Here is a 17855-nt window from a genome sequence, read left to right as displayed (position 1 = left end):
TCGATCGCAAAACCAAGGTTGCAATTCAGGGTGCTGGCATTCGTCGACAGCACCCTCGCTTCCCGTGGTCTTTCAAGGCCATGATCCAAAAACAACTCTTACATCTGAGGGATAACCATCATGCGAAATTTTACGGCACTTATCGTGGCAACATCAGTAGCACTTTCATCCGCGACGGCAGTCTTCGCGCAAGAAAATCCCCTGCCCAAGGCCAGCGATAGGCTTGTCAAATACGGGGATGACGTCGAGGGTTGGACTGTCTACGCAAATAAAACACGCGGAGATTGCCTGATCGTGAGTTCGTTTGGCCCGAGTTCGGTGCAAATGGGCGTAGCCGCAAACCAGTCGGTCGGGTACCTTGGCGTGTTCACGAAGCTGGACATAGGCCTCAAGAACGGAGTCAAGGATATCTTCGTCGATATCGACGGTCATCTTTACCGCGGCGTGGTGACCACAACGACCGGCAAACTCAAAGGCGGGTATTCGGGCGGCTACATTTTGACGGATGACCCAGCTTTCAAGCGCGACGTGGCGAAGAAATACAAGATGACCGTGTTTCCGCAAACCCAGGGTACCTTTGTCGTCGATCTGAAGGGCACCTTCAAGGCGATGGCAACGGGTCGCAAGTGCCTGGCCGAACAAAAGTCAGGCTGATCCATTCCATCGATTTTCGACCGGCATAGCGGAAGGGGCTGCAGTGCCGCGATATCGAAAATCGGCGTCGCTGCGGGCGCGGAGCCGCGGTTCAGTTGTCCTCCGGCGGAGGGCAACGCGATGATAGCTCGCGAGGACGCCACAATGACATCAACCCCGTCTTCAAATGATATCAGTCGTCGGACGGTGCTCTTGGGGCTTACTGCGGTTCCGGTTCTGGTCGCACCGCTTCGGCTCGCAAACGCACAGGCTCAGACACAGGGAGACTGGTTGCAGTCGTGGAACGAAGGGCCGGTCAAGGCCTCGATTATCGAGTTTGTTGCGCGTGTCACAACTCCGGACGGGGCCGATTTCGTCCCTCCCGCCGAGCGTATCGCCGTCTTCGACAACGATGGCACGTTGTGGTGCGAGCAACCGATGTACGTCCAGGCGGCCTTCGCATTCGACCAGATCAGGGCACTGGCCCCGCTGCATCTGGAATGGAGAGCAAAGCAGCCATTCCAGGCGGTGCTCGACCAGGACGCGGAGGCCTTGGCGGCGGTCGGCCAGAAGGAGCTGCTGGAGATCCTGGCTGTGGCCCACACTGGAATCACCGTGGATGCGTTCCAAAAGACCGTGCTCGACTGGATCACAACGGCACGCCATCCTCGGTTCGATCGTCCTTACACTGATCTTGCCTACCAGCCGATGCTGGAACTGCTCGCCTATCTGCGCGCCCACGAGTTCAAGCCATTTATCGTATCCGGCGGCGGCATCGATTTCATGCGCCCATGGACGGACAAGGTCTACGGTATTCCTCCCGAGCAGGCGGTCGGCTCTTCGGGCAAGACGCAATTCGAGATCGGGGCGGACGGCAAGCCCGTGCTGGTAAAGCTTGCCGAATTCGAGTTCCTCAGCGATGGGCCTGGCAAGCCAGTTGGGATCGACCGGTTCATCGGACGAAGGCCGATCTTTGCCTTCGGCAATTCCGATGGCGATGTTCCGATGCTGCAATGGACGACGAGCGGACAAGGTGCACGCTTCGCCGGCATCGTTCACCACACCGATGCCGAGCGCGAATGGGCTTACGACCGCCACTCCAACATCGGAAAGCTCGACAAGGGACTAGACGCGGCGCCCTCTAACAAATGGGCCGTGGTTGACATGAAGAACGACTGGAAGTGCGTTTTCGCGTTTCAGTAAACGGGCGGAGGTTCTCATGACCGCCCCGTTCGAGGTGGAAGCATGAATGCGCCTCAATCTATGTACTGAGGGCTAATAAGTTCTGTGTGCCTCGAACTCGAGCCCTGGTTTGACAAGACCTGGCGACCGGGCGAGTTTGAGGTGGTCAAGTAGCAGGGTTCCGCGTTCGATCCGGCATCGTTCGTTCGATTGCGGGAACGTCTGGTCGCATTGTCGACTGAAAATTGCCCTCGATGAGCAATGCACTGCCCACTCGAATTGGTCTTCTCCTGTCGGCCGTCATTCCGATTTTCTTTTGGGTGCTCCTTGGAGCTTCCTGGGCCCAGCAGCCTCCGGACGGCGTGACGCCCGAAAAGGCTACCGGCCACCGCCGAGGAACCGGCTGCCGCATCGCCTCCAGACGCGATATCGAACTGGGAGCTGGCCGTTCGCGCACATCTCGTCGCGCTCACCGAAGCTATTCCCCGCATCCCGCAGGAGGCAGCTAACGCCGCCGGCATCGTCTCGCGCGACGTGAATTCAGGCAGGCCCGGCCTGGTGATCCTTATCCTGGCAGCCCTGACTGTCGTGGGCTTCGGCGCCCGTGGCGGCATCGGTAGACGCGGCTGCAGACGTTTATCGAGGCAAACAAGGCAGACCCCAGATCTAAATCGCCAAACTCACCGCGAACGTTCCGTTAGCAGACGATTTCTACAACAGCGCTGTATTGGCGGTAGCCCTCTCCCGCTACCACCATTCCCCCCACTCCTTTGATGCCGTGGGGGAAGGCACGCTCGCCCAAGAGCGCTGTCAGTCGGCCTGCGATTTCGACTTCAACCCCGCCGGTTCTCGACGAATCTCGAAACACGGTGACGGTTTCGACCAAGTCGCGCATTGCCTCCGCACATTCGGAATCGCCAGAAGCAATGCCCTTGGCAAGCCCGGCCTGAAGTTGGTTCAGTTGTTCCTCGTACCTTGCCAGCACGGTAGGATGCAGCGCGATCACTCCGGTCGCGGCCGGCACCTGATCCAACTCAGCCAAAATGCACTTGCGCTCTTCATTCAGCGATGTTGATTGCGGTCCCAGTACGGCTGCGTCGCCGTGGCCCTTGGCAATGGCGTTGACCAGCCGCTCGATCTCCCGAGATAGTTCTCCAAGCCGTCGCTCCAAATGAGTGCGCCTGGCATCGGTGTCGGCTGCCAAGCGCTTCCGTTCTTCGTGGTACGTCTGGACGTACTGGGCAATCACATCGGGATGGCGCAACTCGGCGGTAAGCCCGCTCAGAACTGCAGTTTCGACGGTATCTAAATAGAAGGTCTTCGGATCAGCGCATGTCCCGCTTTCTGTCGCGGCCGAACAGCGGATGCGAATGCGCTTGGACTTGTCCGTGCCTTTTGAAGACATTCCTGCACCACAGGCACCGCATCTCAGAAGCCCAGCCAGCATATGCCGTGGTCGGCGTTGATGGCTTGGATGGGTGGTTGCACGCGCCTTCTTGCGTGCTTGTGCTGCGTCGAACAGGTCGGACGAGACAATGGCGAGGTCCGGTACTACGACTACTCGCCATTCGCCCTTGGGATTTGGACGCGAGACACGTTTCCCCGTATCAGGATCCTTGATCATTCTGACCCTGTTCCAGATCAGTCGGCCAGCATAAAGCTCATTGTTAAGCAGCCCCGTCCCCCTTTGCACATTTCCATTGATGGTAGAGGCATTCCAGGCTCTACCGCGAGGCGGCGGTATGCGGTCTCTGTTTAGATCGTGAGCGATATCGCGCGGGGTTTGCCCTTCGACATACTCTCGAAAGACACGACGCACGATGTTGGCTTCATCCTCTTCGATCATCCGCTTCCCGGGGTCGCCCAGCACGTACGAATAGCCATATGTCAATCCGCCGGCATGAAGCCCTTTGTTGACTCGGCCGGCTTGGCCCCTACGGACTTTGTGAGCGATGTCCTCTCGATACAACTGGCCAACGAGACCGCGCAGGCCGACCAAGACCGTGTTCACCACGCCTTCGTGAACGGCACGAACTTCGATACCGAGAAATGAAAGGCGCTTGTGAATGCCCGCAAGGTCTTCCATGTCGCGCGAGAGTCGATCAAGTGCCTCTACGACGAGCACGTCGAATTCGTGCTCACGCGCTTTGTCCATGAGGTAAAGTAAACCGTCACGGCCCAGGACGGAGCCACCGGAGCGTGCTCGGTCGTCAAACGTTGCGACAACGTTCAACCCCTCACGGTCTGCGTATGCACGGCATAAGGCGAGTTGATCGTCGATCGATCGCTCATTCTGGAGGTCGGTTGAGAAGCGTGCGTAGATCGCTGTCCGATTCATGGTGAGTCTTCTCGGCTTGTTCACGCGCATGGTCTTCGCGGGCCGCTTGGCGAGCGAGAGCGCTTGCAAGACGCAGAATCGCCCGGTCGGGTGGCTCTTGCAAGACCCGCTTTCGGGACTTCACAACCATTGCAGGAACAGCTTGCGACGGGGCAAAAATAGCGGGGGAGATAATAGCCCGAACGATGGCAGTCGGCAGCATGGCTGCCGACCATCAAGAATGCCAAGAAAACGTAGCTCCTCCATGCCTCGCAAGATGCGCTCATGCGCAAGACGAGGGAATTCGCCATAATGGGCGGTCGCAGAAAGGGATAGTAAGGCGTGCTATTGGGACAAACTTCGCCCTGATCCGATACTCCGATTCAAACCTGTCGTAACGAAAAACCCCTGTTAGCACTGAGCCGCATTGGTTGAACAAACATGGTGGACCGAAGCACTTCTATCGTGAGCTGATGCCAACGACAGGCGCTCCCCTCAAGACCAGATCAGAGGCCTGCTTTTCCAGACGGACCAGATCGGCCGCTATTTCCTGATAAAGTCTACAGTCCGCCTGGACGACGGTTCGCTCAGGCCGCTCAAGCGGCAGGCTTCCGGCAATTTCCTTCAAGTCGGCAAGGACCGAAGCAATATGCGGCCAGGGAAAGTCTGTTGGATCATCGATATCGCGATCTGCGCCAGCGATGATTTCGAGCTTGGCGACGACACCGAGAAGCGACCGCGCCCGTATTTGGGGTAGCTTGTCCTGAAGCTTCAAAGCCACAATGGAGGACTCGACCTCCGCTTGGCAGGCGATCGAGTAAGCCACCTGCTTGTCATTAGCTTCCGAGCCTCTAGCGTCGAGATACCGCCTCTCCAGACGCTGTTGAAGACGGCAAAGGACCTGAGAAACATGCTGCGCCCGCAACCAATCTCGGAGCAATAGAATCGGGGGGTCTGCATCCGGCAACCGGTTCGACGCCGTATCCCTGCCATTCGTGACGAAAGGCATAGTCGTGCTATGGTCGGAATCAGCCATGATCCGAGCTCCGCAAAGCGTGGGCGTGGTTAGACTGTTAGAAGCGGGGGACCACTTCCAACGGCCGTTTCCTAAAACAAGCATATTTGCACTTTTTGTGCAACAGGGCATTTGAACAATGAAGGTAAGTGCGGCCCAAATTCGCGCGGCCCGTGGGCTTCTCGACATTTCTCAACAGGAACTGTCGGATCTATCCAAGGTAAGCTTGAGGACGATCGTGCAGTTCGAACGTGGTTCGAAACCCGCATCTGAATCCATCCTGCAAGCGCTGAAGCTATCGCTCGAAGCAGCCGGAATAGAATTCATTCCAGAGAATGGCGGTGGGCCTGGTGTGCGCTTGTCACGCGGTACCGCGAACACATAGACGAGGGCAGTATCTACAGGCGGCTCTAGGGGTTATCTGTTTCCCAATTAATGTTAGCAATGCGCCCAGTGGTAGCCACTCCCCCGGTTTCGTTAATTCACCGAAAGCGGACACCGCGAGTGCAGGTAACAGGCAGCGCTGCGCGAAAGACGGCCATTGAAACAAGCGGCGTCCAGGACCGCAGTGGGGTCTCGGCCCCGAAGCCAAAACCCAATAGCGCCTACTAACAATCCAGCCGATTTCGAAGAAAGAGCCGATGCTACGCACCTCCAGTCTCCACTAGGGAAGCGGTCGACGCGGCCAACTAGTGCGCCGTCAACTTTTCCTGCGCTGCGAGGAAGCCAAATATACTTGCATAAAGGGCCTCTCCATACCTGCACTCGATCAGAGCATCCGACACAGCACGATCAGAAGACCGGTGGACTTTTAATGATCGTCAACGTTATCCAGATGACGATCTCCGATCATCCAGCTATGCGCCGGCGGCAGCACGTGAGCGCCTTCAAGAATCCTCGAGGAAAAACTGCTTGCGGAGAGCCCGGTGGCGGGTGACCAGGGTCACAACGTCGCGTTGTCTGGTCGTTCCTGTCTTGGCGAAGATCGCCTTGAGATGCGTCTGGATGGTCGAGCGCGACACCCCGACCCGCTCGGCGATCTCCGACAAGGTCCCTCCCCGCTCGAACTCCAGGATCAGGCTGACTTCCGCCTTGGTTAGTCCGAAATGTAGGCGCAACTCCCCGATGAGCGCTGACCGGTCTTCGGGAGCGTGGGGGCGGACGATCACCATGGCGACGGTTCTCGGCGCAAAGATCGACAGCAGTCCGGCCGGCAAGGCGTTCGTCTGGTCGATGGCCATTGGCACGCAGGTGACGGTGTAGCTGCCCGATCGGGCGTTGACGATCAGATCGTTCGGCCTGGCGCGATCTTGCAATATGGCGCAACTGTCGCGGACAAGCCGGGCGAAGGCCGCGCTCGCCTCGACGTTCCTCATCTCGACGATGTCCCTCGCCTTGACCCGCAAGACCCTGGCATCGGCCAGAAGCTTGTTCGCCGGCGCGTTAGATGCCAGCAGGCGGCAATCCGGATCGAGGACTATTGCCGGGTCGACGAGTTGGTCGATCAATCCACGTCCCCCCGACAGATGAAAAGTCGGGTTGGTGAGGCGGTTTACCTCGAGCGCCGATCGAAGGGCGGGCACAAGGGTTTGCAACAGGGCCTTTCCCCGAGCGTGCATCTGTTGGTGATGCCGAAAATCATGATGCACGGCCAACAGCGCGTATCGCTCCTTGTGAGCGGCAAATTTTAAGGCGGTCGCCGCATCGCATTCACGCTCGTGGTCCACAAAGTCCGTGAAAAATTCCGTCTGCCACAGCAATTTTTCCGGGTACAAATCTGACGAGCTTTTGAACGAAGACATGTGCATCTCGTTCGCACCCTTGGTCCAGGGATTAACCTTCCAATAGTAGTCGCCGTAGGCCTGTATGGTCTTATTATTGAAGCCGGAATGGACAACCTGGTGAACGGCTGTGCTTTCCTCCTCCACCACTTGAAACAGGATCTTCGATCCTGGAATAAAGTCCTGCACCGCCTGGGCGACGTCACTCCAGCGGTTTACGTCACAAGCCGCGGTATTGATGACCGCGGCGAGGTCCGCGATCTCAGACGACAAACGCTTTTCACGCGACGCCATGATCGCTCGCATATTGCCTATCGGGAGATTCCATGGACAGCGCCCTCCGCACGGTTCGATTTAGCGCGGCATGACCAGAACTTTCACTCCACAAACCCCTTCACCCCCGATCCAACCCAACTCCGCGATGCAACCCTTGCACGAACGCAGATCGGTTGCCAGTGGCTCTCTGACCAGTGGGCTTGCCTCCCTCGTTTGGGGGATGCAGGCAAACTCGGCTCCCCTAGCATCGCAATGTCGATCTTGTTGACACGTTGCCGGGGCGGCACATGGGGGGCCCATGCTTTATATGTTTCATTCTCGTTTCCGCAACGTTCGTCCGACGCGGAAGTGCGCCAGGCACCTGCTGACGGCAAGCGCGTTAGTGCTCTCCGGTTGTGCTGTTTCCGGAACCCAGGTCCTGGCGCCCTATCAATTGGCGGATGGCACAAGATTCCAGGACGTGGTGACGATCGGCGCCGACAGAACGGGCACGGCGCCGGTGGTAACCCATGTCAAGACGTTCAGGGTTGGTGAAAAAGGCGGAGCCGCCCTCGTCACCGACGGCATCGGCTCGGGTTCCGGTCTCGGCGCGGTGATCACCGGCGCGGCCGTCGCAGGCGTCACAGGCGGCGTCACCGGCGGCCTCATCGCCAACGCCGTGCGCCACCATTCCAATTCCTCGTCCCCCGCCATTTCTTGCTCGGATCCCGCCAATGCTCAGACGCCGACATGTCTATGCCTGGCAAATCCCAGGCTTCCCGGTTGTGAAAATGCGCTTCAATAGTCGGCGAAGAAAGCGGATCCGTCGGCATCACTGCGTATGGCGTATGGTGATTTCCAGCCATACGCGGGCAAATTTGGACTGATCGAAAGCGGATCGGGTGGCGAATCAGATGCAACAATCTTCTGGGTCAAAGGCCCTCTTGTTGGGTGCTGGTCTTGCATGTGGCCTTCTATCGATTCTCGGCTTGGGGGGCTGCCACGCTCAACCCCAGTCCTCCATCTGGGTCCGACAGTGCGACGGCACGGTAGCCGACGTCAGTTGCATTAGCATTAGAGGCACCGGTTCAGACCATATAGAGCACGGCGGCGGGGCGGGGAATGGAGCCGCGAATGGGAATGCAAACGGGACCGGCAATGGAACCGGGAACGGCACCGGCAATGGAACCGGGAGCGGCACCGGCAATGGAACCGGGAACGGCACCGGCAATGGAGGCGGGAACGACACGGGAATCGGGAATGGCTGATCCCGAATCCTGATAGATCATGACAGATCGATTCGCTTCACGAAGGTCCGATTGTGCAACGCTCACATGGGTCTTAGGTATTTTCGGGATTCTCACGGCTTGGGAGATTGCCCGTCACCTAGTTCTAAACGATGTCGATACAGTTCTGCTAGTTCTACTTTTGCCCGCAATGACGATGGCTTTGTACGAACTCTCGGCCCTGAAGGTGCATCGACGCCCATCGACGGGGCTAGATTTCTCGCTTCCCTTAAACGGCTGGAACATCGGTCGATGTACCTTTAAGCTTTTGGCCCACTGGTGTTGCTGGTCTGCAATAGCGCTCTACTACTGGTGTTCCAAGGAAAATCAGGAGATGGCGCGGGCAGATGTAGTGTTCGCAGCCATACTTCGGCTTCTGCCAATTCTGGTGATATTGAGCCCAATCTATATTATCCTGACGGATCGCTATCAGACGACCCCCCTGGACGAAGCATGGCAATTTGGCCGCTGGATAACAAAGCGTCCGGGGGCGAGCCTGACGGAAGGGGCGAAGCAGTTTGCCCTGAGCTACGCCCTGCGAGCTTTCTTCTTGCCGTGGGCACTGGCCGCCATTCCCGGCCTCATGCATGCCTCCGAGATGTCCTTGTTGGATGTGGTCCACTTAACGCCGCGATCGATCCTCGCGTATCTGATTGCGAAAGCGTTAGTTGTTGAAACCATATTCGTGGCCATAGGGTATTCGCTGGCCCTGCGAGTTCTCGATACCCATTATAAAGCGACGTTTTCTCACGTAGGCGCTTGGATCGTGACTCTCATTTGCTACTATCCGTTCAGTAATTCGGCGATTACGTGGTTTAATCACTACGAGCCTGCCAAAGACTGGACATCATTGATTCCGAAAGGAAGCGCGCTGGACTTTATGTGGTGCGTGCTCATTGCATCGGCGCTTGGAACGAACCTCGTCGCCAACATATCGTTTGGCCTGCGGTTCTCGAATCTCTCGAGGCGGGGCCTGAACACAGCTGGGCTGTACCGATATTTTGCTCATCCATCGTATTTTGCCAAAGTCATCAATTGGTGGCTTATCTATCTGCCGTTCGTGCCATCGAACGGCGTGGCGGAAGCTGTCCGCTCTCTGATCCTAATGTGCGCGATAACGCTCATTTATTACCTCCGCGGCCGGGCAGAGCAGAATGAACTTTCGGACGATCCGCAATACCTTGAACACTTAGCGCGGATACGCGCTACGGGAGCATGGGCCCAGATCAAGAACTTGACGCGCTTTGCGTCCCGTCGATCGACCATAAGCTGGGAGGAGCGAGCATAGTCGGCACTCTCAGAAGTCCCGGCTTTTGTTATGGCGATACGATGCCGATGTTTTCCTTCAGCATGTCTGAGGACCTCTATCCCCACACCGTGCTCCGGCAGCAGGCTTGATTCCTCGGCCTTCGAACCTGTGAACCTGAGCTACGGCTACTCCGTTGCCTGTTTCAACGGCAGACGGGCGGACAGAATGGCTTGCCGCGCCATAAGCTTAGAGAATGAAATCACACTCGGAATCTATTGCATTGGGGGCAGGGTTCCTATGCCGATGTCGCTAGTCGCTATTGTTCCGCCCCGGTCTGGGGCACCAGCAGACAGGGTCAGCAATCCATCGATTAACATCGGATTCGCGCCAGCCCGCCCCGTTTAAGCTGATCTTGATCTGGGCCGGGAATGTGCCTTCGGCGATCTTGCGATAGATGGTCGAGCGAGACAGGCCGGTCCGGGCAAGGACGGTTTGGAGGCGTATGATACGATCCGGCTCGGACATAGCTTGCCTGCACCTCACTGGTTCCTGCTGGTCTCTGCGGGGACATACAGGACGAACCCATGCCGGAGGCAATCAGGTTTGTCGCCTCAGCCGACCGCGGAGTGGAAACGGCGGCAAATCGGCAGGTCTTAGATCCCAATGCCCCGCCCCTTACCGATACCGTGGCTGAAGGCGAGTTCCGCGCCCAGACGACGACCCGACTCCACGTTGATGCCAAGCTCGCGCTTGCGGTTCGCAAGCAGGGATTCAAGCTGCGGATCGCGTTCAAGGCTCTTGGCCATGTCGGACATAGCGGAGCGCGTTGACTTGTAGCCCGACATGTCGCCGGCCTGGTATTGGCCCTGGCTCGTTCGATCGAGCTTTTGCCAGCGTTCCACGAAACGGTCTGCGCGGCGGCTCGGATCGGTGTCCAGACCGGTGCGGATTTCTGTTTCAAGAACGATGCGATTGACGCGGCCGGCCCCCGCCTCAGGAATCAGCTCAGGATTTTTCACATAAGCCGCTTCGGCATCGCGCCAGCCGTGGGGCCGAACCTTCTCGAAAGCGTTACGGGCATCCCTCAACTCGCGCATCTGCTCGGGACTTCCCTGCCCATCCGCATTTCCAGTGCTGAGGATCGCATCGATTATACGCGCGTGACGGACGAGCGCTTTCGTGCGAGCGCTGCGCAGCGCCGCTTCCGGGTCAACCTGCACATCTGTTTCGGGCTGCGCTCCCCTGGCGGGAGCGTCTGGCCGAGGCGCAGCGCCGACATCACCGATTTTCGCTCCAACATCTTCCTCTCCCGGTCCGCGCCCGAGATCCTGGCCTGGCTCGGCGTCTCCGGGCGAGCGCAATCCGTCCAGCAACTCGCCGATCCTGTCGCGCAGCTTCTCCGGAACGATGCGGCGCACGATCTCGACCACACGCTCGCGGAAGGTGATCCCACGCCGCTCTGCAAAGCTCTGCGCCGGATTGGCCTGCTCGTAATCCGACGCCATGTCCTTGGCACGGTCGCGTGACAGCGTGCGGACGAGCCGGTCGCGTGTCGCGAAGTCGTCGCTGCCGTAGTGCAGGTCCATCCTGTCGCGATGACGCGACAGGGAGACGTAGCTGCCGTGCGCATCCATGCCCGGCGTTGCCAGGATATGGGTCCGGTCAAGGGTCATGCCCTGGGCCTTGTGAATGGTTGCGGCATAGCCGTGGTCGATGTGGGTATAGTCTTTCAGGTCAAAGCGCACAGACCTGCCGTCGTCGGTTCGAACCGTCATCCTTTGCGTGCTGACCTCCTCGATCACACCGAGCGTGCCGTTCTTGACGCCGAGCCCGCGCTCGTTGCGCAGGAACATGACGCGGTCGCCCCTCGCGAAGTTCCTTGCGCCGCGTTCCACATCCACGTGAACATCGTCAGCGAGATCTCCAGCAGCGCGCATACGCCCGCGTGCCGCCTGGTTCAGCGCGCGCACCTCGTCGTTCGTGTGACTGAGGATGATCCGGCTTGCGTCAGGCTCCGCCTGCCTGTCGCGATCCCAGCGCTCGACAAGATCGCTGCGCGCCTGGTCGCGCGTCGCGGCTTGATGCACCATCCCTCTATCGTCATAGGCGCCGATCGCGGCGCCGATGCTGCCGGTCGCCAGATCGCGGGTTGCCTCGCGCTGCCAGTCGTCGCGCTGCCGGCGGACCTGGCCGATCTCGACGCCGCCGTGGCGTTCGTGGATCGAACGGAATGCAGCACCCGCCTCGATCGCCTGCAACTGCTGCGGATCACCGACCAACACGACCTTTGCGCCAGCGTCCGCGGCATGGGAGAGCACGCGCTCCAACTGGCGCGTGCCGACCATGCCTGCCTCGTCGATCACCAGGACATCGCGGGCGCTGAGCAGATCGCGGCCCTGTCCCCAACCGTGTTCCATGCTGGCGATGGTTCGAGACGAGATGCCGGAACCGCTTTCGAGATTCTCGGCCGCAATGCCGGAGAGTGCAGTGCCTCGAACCTCATAGCCCGCCGCTGCCCATGCCTGTCGCGCCACTCCGAGCATCGCGCTCTTGCCGGTGCCGGCAAACCCGACAACGACACCAAGACCGCGGCCATCCGTGATGTGATCGAATGCATCGGTCTGCTCGCCTGAGAGAACAAGGCCATGACGATTGGCATCCGCCAAAGCAGTCGCACGATCCCGGTCACTCACCGCATGACGTTCCTCCCCGGCCATGCGTTCTGCCACACCATGCAGGCGCTGTTCCGTCTCTATCATCTGCCGCGTGGTGAAGCGGTCTTCGCTGCGTCCGTCCTTGCCGAGTTCGACAAGGTCGGGCGCTCCGCTAATGGCTCCCATCACCGCGTCGAACTGTTCCATTCCATCGCTATGGCGATGCGCGAACTTCGCAATGTCCTTTCGGGTAAAGGTCGATTGCTGATGGGTGATGGCGTCGAGCGCCACGGATGGATCCGCAACGATCCGAGTGCCATTGCCACGCGCGATCTCGCGATGCAGTTCGGCGCGATCTGCTTCGATGTCGGCAGCGTCAAGTCCGCTGCCCTCAATGCGTTGGGCCGGAGCACCAATCTGGGTTTGCGGCTCCAAGGCAATGCCCTGCGCTTCCAGACTGCGATGATCGATGCGGGCGTCGATATCGAGTTCGGCAAGGCGTTCATTGGCAAGCTCGGCCCATCGTTCGCGCCAGCGCTCGACCATCTCGGTAGCGTTCCAGTCGCGCACCTTTGCGCCAAAACCGTTCTCGTCCACGGACCGCATGGTGAGCATGACATGGGCATGCGGTTTTGCGCTGCCATCCTCCGCCCTGTCCCAATGCACGTTGAGATCGGCGACCATGCCTCCGCTGACGAATTCAGTCTGAACGAAGTCGCGGGCCAGCTCGATGCCTTGCGCCTGGGTCAATTCATGCGGGAGGGCAAACTCCACCTCGCGGGCAAGCTGCGCATCCTTCCTCACCTCGAAGGCCTCGGCGTCGTTCCACAGCCGTTCGCGGTCGTTCCAGGCTTTGGGCGCATTCTGCGGCAGCATGACCTCGGAATGGACGACGCCGCGCTTGGCGGAGAAATCATGCGTGCGTTCGATCCGCTCATCGCGCAGCCGCGAAGCCGAGCGGTAGGCGGCCGATGCCACGGCACTGCTCCCTGCCTTGCGGCCAATGACTTTGACGTGAAGATGATAGATCGCCATCGCGACCAAATTATTTGCACGTCAAAGCGCACGTCGGCACGACGTATAAGCGCGCCCTCCCTCGAAAAAATCTCGGGATGGACCAGCCCGTCCCGGACTGTCTCGGCAACCCTGAAGCCTTCCGGCGGACGCTCCCCTATCATTCTCCGATCGACAATCGACGGAGGCTGTCATGCGTAAACCACGGGACTTCGACGCCGAACTGAAGGCGCTGGAAGAAAAGGCGCGAGAGCTCAAGACGCGAAAGGTGCAGCAGCTTGGCGAACTGGTGATCGCCACTGGCGCCGATCAACTCAGCACCGACGAACTGGCCGGCGCGTTGGTCGCAATCGCCGAAACGAAAGACACCGGAAAGCGTGAGGCATGGGCCAAGCGTGGGGTGATGTTTTTCGAAAGCAGGTCCCGGCGAGTTGCTCCTGCATCTCAGCGCAACCCTCGTAGCGCTCCGGCACAACCGGGCAGCACTCAATCGCCGGCAAGCGGCACAGGCTCGCAATGACATGCGCACCTGGCAGGTCGAGCGCCGCAAGCGCACCCGACATCTGATTGAACTCGGCGGTCTCGTCGTCAAGGCAGGCATCGTTGATCTGACCAATGACGATCGCGCAATCATCTACGGAGCGCTGCTCTGGATCGCCGCAAAGCTTCAGAGCCCTGAAGGCAAGCATTCGCGCGATTCATGGGCTGCGAGGGGAAAGCAGGCGTTCAATGCGGAACGGCATGAGGAGAAAAACGGCCAGTGAACATGCCGGTGGTCGGCGAGTGGCGGTCGGCACGAAGCCCGAACAGCCCGATACGCCAGCGCCGACGCCGCAGGCAAGCGTTTGCGCAGGAAGCTCTCCCGATCTTGGTCGGCGCGCATGATGTGGACGATGCCCAGCGCAGCTTGATGCCGATCCTCGGCAGACGCGGACTTTTTTATTCGCCATCCCCGCCCAACGTGCTTCGGACCGAAAACCCGCCCGAACTGTGGAGATTGAGAAGGGGATCAACACATTACGAGGCACCGTTCCACGCTTTGCGTCGTCTCAAGATCCACGGAAAGTCCTAGTTCAATGCCTATCAGAACCGCAAATTAAGATCGACGTTGGCGCCTTTATCCACCGTGCGACCGCCGAACTGCGCGGAATAGGACAAGCCGAGCGTTGCGTTGGCCGACATCTCCATGTCGACGCCTGCTTCGATCACCGCTACGTCTCTGGCGATCGGCACGCCCGCGATGGTGAACGCGTCGCCGGCGGTGAAGGCCACGGTCGACAGCGGCGTGGTGTCGCCAAAGGCATGACGCCAGCCGAGCATCCCGCGCGCGGTGGCGTTGACGTTGCCCAGCGCGAAGTCGGTCGAGCCGCGCAGGCCGAGCGTGGTGAAGGTGGCGTCGGTGGTCGAACCCGCGCTGGTCAGCGCCGCCGGGCCACCGGCCTCGGTGAAGTCGTCGCTGTGCACGCTCACATAAGCGAGGTTGGCGAACGGCTCGAACCTTGAGCCGCCGGCATCGACGTTGTAGGCAAGTTCGCCGAAGATCTGCGCGGTGCCGGCGTCGTAGTCGGCCGAGAGTTGATCGGCAAAACCGTTGAAGCCGACCGAGCGTTTTGTCGATAGGCTGCTCCAGCTATAGGCCGCGCCGGTGCGGAAGGCGATAGCATCCCAATTGGTGCCGCCGTATAGGCCGAGGTGATAGCTGTCGGCTTTGCCGGAGGAATTGCGATCCTCGGCCTCAAAGGAGGAATGGCTATAACCGCCGAGCAAACCGACACGCCAGCCGCCCACCAGTGTGTCGGCGCCGGCTAGCAGGCCGCCGGTGGAGCGGTCGAGGGCGGCGGCATTGCCGTCGCCATCGGTCTTGCCCCAGGAGCCAAAGGCCTGGCCCCAGACGGCGAACCGGTCAGTGTCGGCGGCAGCCATTTCGGGACCGCTTCCGCCATAGGTCGTCACAGGCAGCGCGGTGGAGCCGGCGGCGCCGAAAGCGGCACGAATGCGGCTGTTCGCGGCGTCGCGGACAAAGCGGCTGTCCTCAACCAACATGCCTTTGGAGGATGCGACGATCTCACCCGACAACTGGTCGAAGGCATCGCGGGCGGCCGCCACCGTCGGCAGCACCACGATAGCGTCATGGATGGGGTTGCCACTGCCCACGCTTTCAGCGCCATTGCCTGCGGCGATCTGATTGAGCGTCTGACCCGCATCGGCGAAATCGCGGACCTTCGTCACATCGAGATAGGCGTTATTGGCGTCGTAGCCGTCCGTCATCGACAGGAACGCGGTGTTGGTGATGCCAGTGATCGAGGCGAACTCCGTGCCGCCGAGGCCGCCATCGGCGGTCAGCACCTTGAATTGCCCAACACGGGGGCCGTTGACGCTAATCGCCAGCGTGGCCCCGCTCAGATCGGCCACGCCGGTCACCCTGGCGAACGACGACGTCACGGGATCGACGAACACCTGGTAAGTGCCGCCGTTAAAGTTGAGATTGCCAGAAACCGTAACGAAGCCTCCCGGCACGCCCGACCCCGGCGCGAACACCCCGCCGTTAATGAGAGTGTCGCCGACCGCGCCGGTTCCCTTCAGTGACCCGCCTTCATTGACTGTAATCAGCGACAATGATCCGAGTGAGCCATTTACGATCAGAGTGCCGCCATTGACATTCGTCGCGCCGGTGAAGCCCGAGCTGTCGGCGGTTAGGATGGTGGTGCCGCTGTAATGGTCAAGGCTGTGCGTGCCGGCACCAGTGCTGGCTAGGGCCGCGGAGAATTCGTAGGAGGTGCCGGTATGGTTGAAGACCAAACTGCCGACGCCGTCGCCAAAATTCAACAGCGCGGCATCCAGCGTTCCCGGTGCTGCGGCCGGATTGCCCGCCGCTGCCCCGATCAAAAGCGTGCCGGTGCTGGTAGCTTGGTCAGCTATCGAGACCGCGCCCGCGCCGCTGGTGCCCACGCGAACCATTCCGCCATCGGAGATAGCGAGGACGCCGGTGCCGCCTTCACCGACATGGAGCTCGAGAGAATTATCCCACAGCGCGCCGGCCCCCGAGACCGTTCCCGCACCATTGCCGCCACTGTTGGTGCCGATATAGCCAGACTTGTTCTTGACGGTGCCGCCCGCGCCGACATTGAGCGCGGCGGCTCCGGAAACACCAACAATGAGAATGTTGGAATTCTGCCACAGCGCACCTGCTCCCGCGACCGTCACGGTTCCATTGCCGGTGCCTGCCTGACCGATATTACCAAACGTACTCTTGACGGTGCCGCCCGCCCCGATAGTGAGGGCGCCAGTGCCGACATAGCCGACACGAAGACCCGTGGAAATGTCCCACAGCGCGCCTGTCCCCGCGACCGTCGCGAGCCCATTGCCGGTACTGCTGGTGCCGATATAGCCATCCCCGCTCTTGACCGTGCCGCCGGCCCCGACACCAAGCGCGCCGGTGCCGTTATTACCGACATTGAGATCGAGAGAACTCTCCCATAATGCGCCTGTCCCGGCGACCGTCACAGTGCCGTTACCGGTGCTACCGGTACCGATAAAGCCGTACGTATTCTTGACCGTGCCACCTGCATCGACGTTGAGCGCGCCGGTTCCGGAAAAGCCGACATTGAGAGCGTGGTAATTCTCCCAAAGCGCGCCCACACCCGCGACGGTCGCGGTGCCAGTGCCGGTGCTGCTGGAGCCGATATAGCCATAGCGGTTCGTGACCGTGGCGCCCGCCTCGACATTCAGCGCCCCGATGCCGTCATGTCCCACGTGAAGATCGTAGGAATTTTCCCAAAGCGCGCCAACGCCTGAGACCGTTGCCGTGCCATTGCCGGTGGAGCCCCAGCCGATGTAGCCATAAGTATTCGTGACGGTACCGCCCGCCGCGACATCGAGCGTGCCGATGCCATGATTGCCGACACTGAGTTCCTGGGAATTCTGCCACAGCGCCCCAGCCCCTGAGATCATTGCGGTACCATGGCCGGTGGTGCCCCAGCCAATATAGCCATAAGAATTCTTGACCGTGCCATCCGCCTCCACATTGAGCGTGCCGGTTCCGGAAATACCTACACTGAGTTCCTGGGAATTCTCCCACAGGGCACCCGCGCCCGACACCGTTACCGTACCATTGCCGGTGCCGCTGCTGCCGATATTGCCGAACCCGTTCGTGACCGTGCCGCCCGCCGCAACGGTGAGACCGCCGACGCCGTGCGTTCCAACGTAGAGATCACCTGCGAAGTGCAGATCAGGCGGAGCCGTCACAGTCGTACCGTCGATGATCATCTGGGCGATGGCGGATGTTGGCGCGAGCGCCGCCGCGACCGCCAGCACCAAACACCAGCCGTGACATCGCCCATAGACGCTTGGCCAGCGGACCATCCATGCGTCTGCAGGGTGGAGGATGGAGCCGTACCGCTCGCGCATAGTCTCGTCGGCCATTTGATGCGATCTCCGATTGAGAAAAGAACCTGGCTTGCAGGAATGCG

Annotated in this window: 14 protein-coding genes; 7 read left to right on the top strand and 7 right to left on the bottom strand. The window is 60.1% G+C overall.

Going from position 1 to position 17855, the window contains the following annotated elements:
• Window positions 1-120: 120 nt before the first annotated feature.
• Together LB572_RS29510 and LB572_RS29505 are read left to right on the top strand one after the other, a co-directional pair.
• A complete protein-coding gene (locus LB572_RS29510) occupies window positions 121-654 on the top strand; it encodes a hypothetical protein (RefSeq protein ID WP_224670204.1) in 534 nt (177 codons plus the stop codon).
• 144 nt (window positions 655-798) lie between these two features.
• Complete coding sequence (locus LB572_RS29505; protein WP_224670203.1) at window positions 799-1836, top strand: HAD family hydrolase; 1038 nt, start codon at window positions 799-801, stop codon at window positions 1834-1836.
• Window positions 1837-2512: 676 nt separating this feature from the next.
• Here LB572_RS29505 and LB572_RS29500 read toward each other — a convergent pair.
• Together LB572_RS29500 and LB572_RS29495 are read right to left on the bottom strand one after the other, a co-directional pair.
• Complete coding sequence (locus tag LB572_RS29500) at window positions 2513-4153, bottom strand: recombinase family protein (RefSeq protein ID WP_224670202.1); 1641 nt, start codon at window positions 4151-4153, stop codon at window positions 2513-2515.
• Between the two features lie 439 nt (window positions 4154-4592).
• Window positions 4593-5168 carry a hypothetical protein gene (locus LB572_RS29495; RefSeq protein ID WP_140809736.1) on the bottom strand — a complete coding sequence of 192 codons (576 nt, stop codon included), beginning with the start codon at window positions 5166-5168 and terminating at the stop codon, window positions 4593-4595.
• A 118-nt stretch (window positions 5169-5286) separates the two neighbouring features.
• Here LB572_RS29495 and LB572_RS29490 point away from each other — a divergent pair, with 118 nt between their 5' ends.
• Window positions 5287-5532, top strand: a complete 246-nt coding sequence (locus LB572_RS29490; protein ID WP_140809738.1) for a helix-turn-helix domain-containing protein — start codon at window positions 5287-5289, stop codon at window positions 5530-5532.
• A 502-nt stretch (window positions 5533-6034) separates the two neighbouring features.
• On the opposite strand, the gene LB572_RS29485 is transcribed toward LB572_RS29490, so the two are convergent.
• Window positions 6035-7222: a helix-turn-helix transcriptional regulator gene (locus tag LB572_RS29485; RefSeq protein ID WP_224670201.1), complete on the bottom strand. Its 1188-nt coding sequence runs from the start codon at window positions 7220-7222 to the stop codon at window positions 6035-6037.
• A gap of 280 nt (window positions 7223-7502) precedes the next feature.
• On the opposite strand from LB572_RS29485, the gene LB572_RS29480 reads away from it, so the two are divergent.
• The gene (locus tag LB572_RS29480) at window positions 7503-7988 is read left to right on the top strand and encodes a hypothetical protein (protein WP_140809742.1); all 486 of its coding nucleotides are present in this window, start codon (window positions 7503-7505) and stop codon (window positions 7986-7988) included.
• Between the two features lie 283 nt (window positions 7989-8271).
• Here the strand turns inward: LB572_RS29480 and LB572_RS29475 are convergent, their stop codons facing one another.
• Window positions 8272-8472 (bottom strand): hypothetical protein, encoded by a 201-nt coding sequence (locus tag LB572_RS29475; protein WP_224670200.1) that lies wholly within the window; start codon window positions 8470-8472, stop codon window positions 8272-8274.
• Between the two features lie 331 nt (window positions 8473-8803).
• Here LB572_RS29475 and LB572_RS29470 point away from each other — a divergent pair, with 331 nt between their 5' ends.
• Entirely contained in the window at window positions 8804-9757 is a 954-nt protein-coding gene (locus LB572_RS29470) for a DUF1295 domain-containing protein (protein ID WP_224670199.1), read from the top strand.
• A 270-nt stretch (window positions 9758-10027) separates the two neighbouring features.
• On the opposite strand, the gene LB572_RS29465 is transcribed toward LB572_RS29470, so the two are convergent.
• Together LB572_RS29465 and traA are read right to left on the bottom strand one after the other, a co-directional pair.
• Entirely contained in the window at window positions 10028-10243 is a 216-nt protein-coding gene (locus LB572_RS29465; RefSeq protein ID WP_140809746.1) for a helix-turn-helix transcriptional regulator, read from the bottom strand.
• A 128-nt stretch (window positions 10244-10371) separates the two neighbouring features.
• On the bottom strand, window positions 10372-13407 hold the full coding sequence (gene traA, locus LB572_RS29460; RefSeq protein ID WP_224670198.1) for a Ti-type conjugative transfer relaxase TraA: 3036 nt from the start codon (window positions 13405-13407) through the stop codon (window positions 10372-10374).
• 172 nt (window positions 13408-13579) lie between these two features.
• Here traA and LB572_RS29455 point away from each other — a divergent pair, with 172 nt between their 5' ends.
• Together LB572_RS29455 and LB572_RS29450 are read left to right on the top strand one after the other, a co-directional pair.
• Window positions 13580-13906 carry a conjugal transfer protein TraD gene (locus LB572_RS29455; protein WP_224670197.1) on the top strand — a complete coding sequence of 109 codons (327 nt, stop codon included), beginning with the start codon at window positions 13580-13582 and terminating at the stop codon, window positions 13904-13906.
• A gap of 1 nt (window position 13907) precedes the next feature.
• Window positions 13908-14150 (top strand): conjugal transfer protein TraD, encoded by a 243-nt coding sequence (locus LB572_RS29450; RefSeq protein WP_224670196.1) that lies wholly within the window; start codon window positions 13908-13910, stop codon window positions 14148-14150.
• A 319-nt stretch (window positions 14151-14469) separates the two neighbouring features.
• Here LB572_RS29450 and LB572_RS29445 read toward each other — a convergent pair whose 3' ends face one another.
• Complete coding sequence (locus LB572_RS29445; RefSeq protein ID WP_224670195.1) at window positions 14470-17808, bottom strand: autotransporter domain-containing protein; 3339 nt, start codon at window positions 17806-17808, stop codon at window positions 14470-14472.
• Between the last annotated feature and the right edge of the window lie 47 nt (window positions 17809-17855).

Origin of the sequence: Mesorhizobium sp. BH1-1-5 (genome assembly GCF_020165615.1) — a bacterium.
GTDB lineage: Bacteria > Pseudomonadota > Alphaproteobacteria > Rhizobiales > Rhizobiaceae > Mesorhizobium.
Note: the sequence above shows the minus strand (reverse complement) of the source record. Positions and strands in the feature narration are given on the sequence as shown.

What these genes read in the sequence shown, in the direction of transcription:
- LB572_RS29495 (WP_140809736.1), bottom strand. Translation starts at nt 5,168, where the DNA reads ATGGCTGATTCCGACCATAGCACGACTATGCCTTTCGTCACGAATGGC.
- traA (WP_224670198.1), bottom strand. Translation starts at nt 13,407, where the DNA reads ATGGCGATCTATCATCTTCACGTCAAAGTCATTGGCCGCAAGGCAGGG.
- LB572_RS29510 (WP_224670204.1), top strand. Translation starts at nt 121, where the DNA reads ATGCGAAATTTTACGGCACTTATCGTGGCAACATCAGTAGCACTTTCA.
- LB572_RS29450 (WP_224670196.1), top strand. Translation starts at nt 13,908, where the DNA reads ATGCGCACCTGGCAGGTCGAGCGCCGCAAGCGCACCCGACATCTGATT.
- LB572_RS29505 (WP_224670203.1), top strand. Translation starts at nt 799, where the DNA reads ATGACATCAACCCCGTCTTCAAATGATATCAGTCGTCGGACGGTGCTC.
- LB572_RS29490 (WP_140809738.1), top strand. Translation starts at nt 5,287, where the DNA reads ATGAAGGTAAGTGCGGCCCAAATTCGCGCGGCCCGTGGGCTTCTCGAC.
- LB572_RS29480 (WP_140809742.1), top strand. Translation starts at nt 7,503, where the DNA reads ATGCTTTATATGTTTCATTCTCGTTTCCGCAACGTTCGTCCGACGCGG.
- LB572_RS29475 (WP_224670200.1), bottom strand. Translation starts at nt 8,472, where the DNA reads ATGATCTATCAGGATTCGGGATCAGCCATTCCCGATTCCCGTGTCGTT.
- LB572_RS29485 (WP_224670201.1), bottom strand. Translation starts at nt 7,222, where the DNA reads ATGGCGTCGCGTGAAAAGCGTTTGTCGTCTGAGATCGCGGACCTCGCC.
- LB572_RS29455 (WP_224670197.1), top strand. Translation starts at nt 13,580, where the DNA reads ATGCGTAAACCACGGGACTTCGACGCCGAACTGAAGGCGCTGGAAGAA.
- LB572_RS29500 (WP_224670202.1), bottom strand. Translation starts at nt 4,153, where the DNA reads ATGAATCGGACAGCGATCTACGCACGCTTCTCAACCGACCTCCAGAAT.
- LB572_RS29470 (WP_224670199.1), top strand. Translation starts at nt 8,804, where the DNA reads ATGGCGCGGGCAGATGTAGTGTTCGCAGCCATACTTCGGCTTCTGCCA.
- LB572_RS29445 (WP_224670195.1), bottom strand. Translation starts at nt 17,808, where the DNA reads ATGGCCGACGAGACTATGCGCGAGCGGTACGGCTCCATCCTCCACCCT.
- LB572_RS29465 (WP_140809746.1), bottom strand. Translation starts at nt 10,243, where the DNA reads ATGTCCGAGCCGGATCGTATCATACGCCTCCAAACCGTCCTTGCCCGG.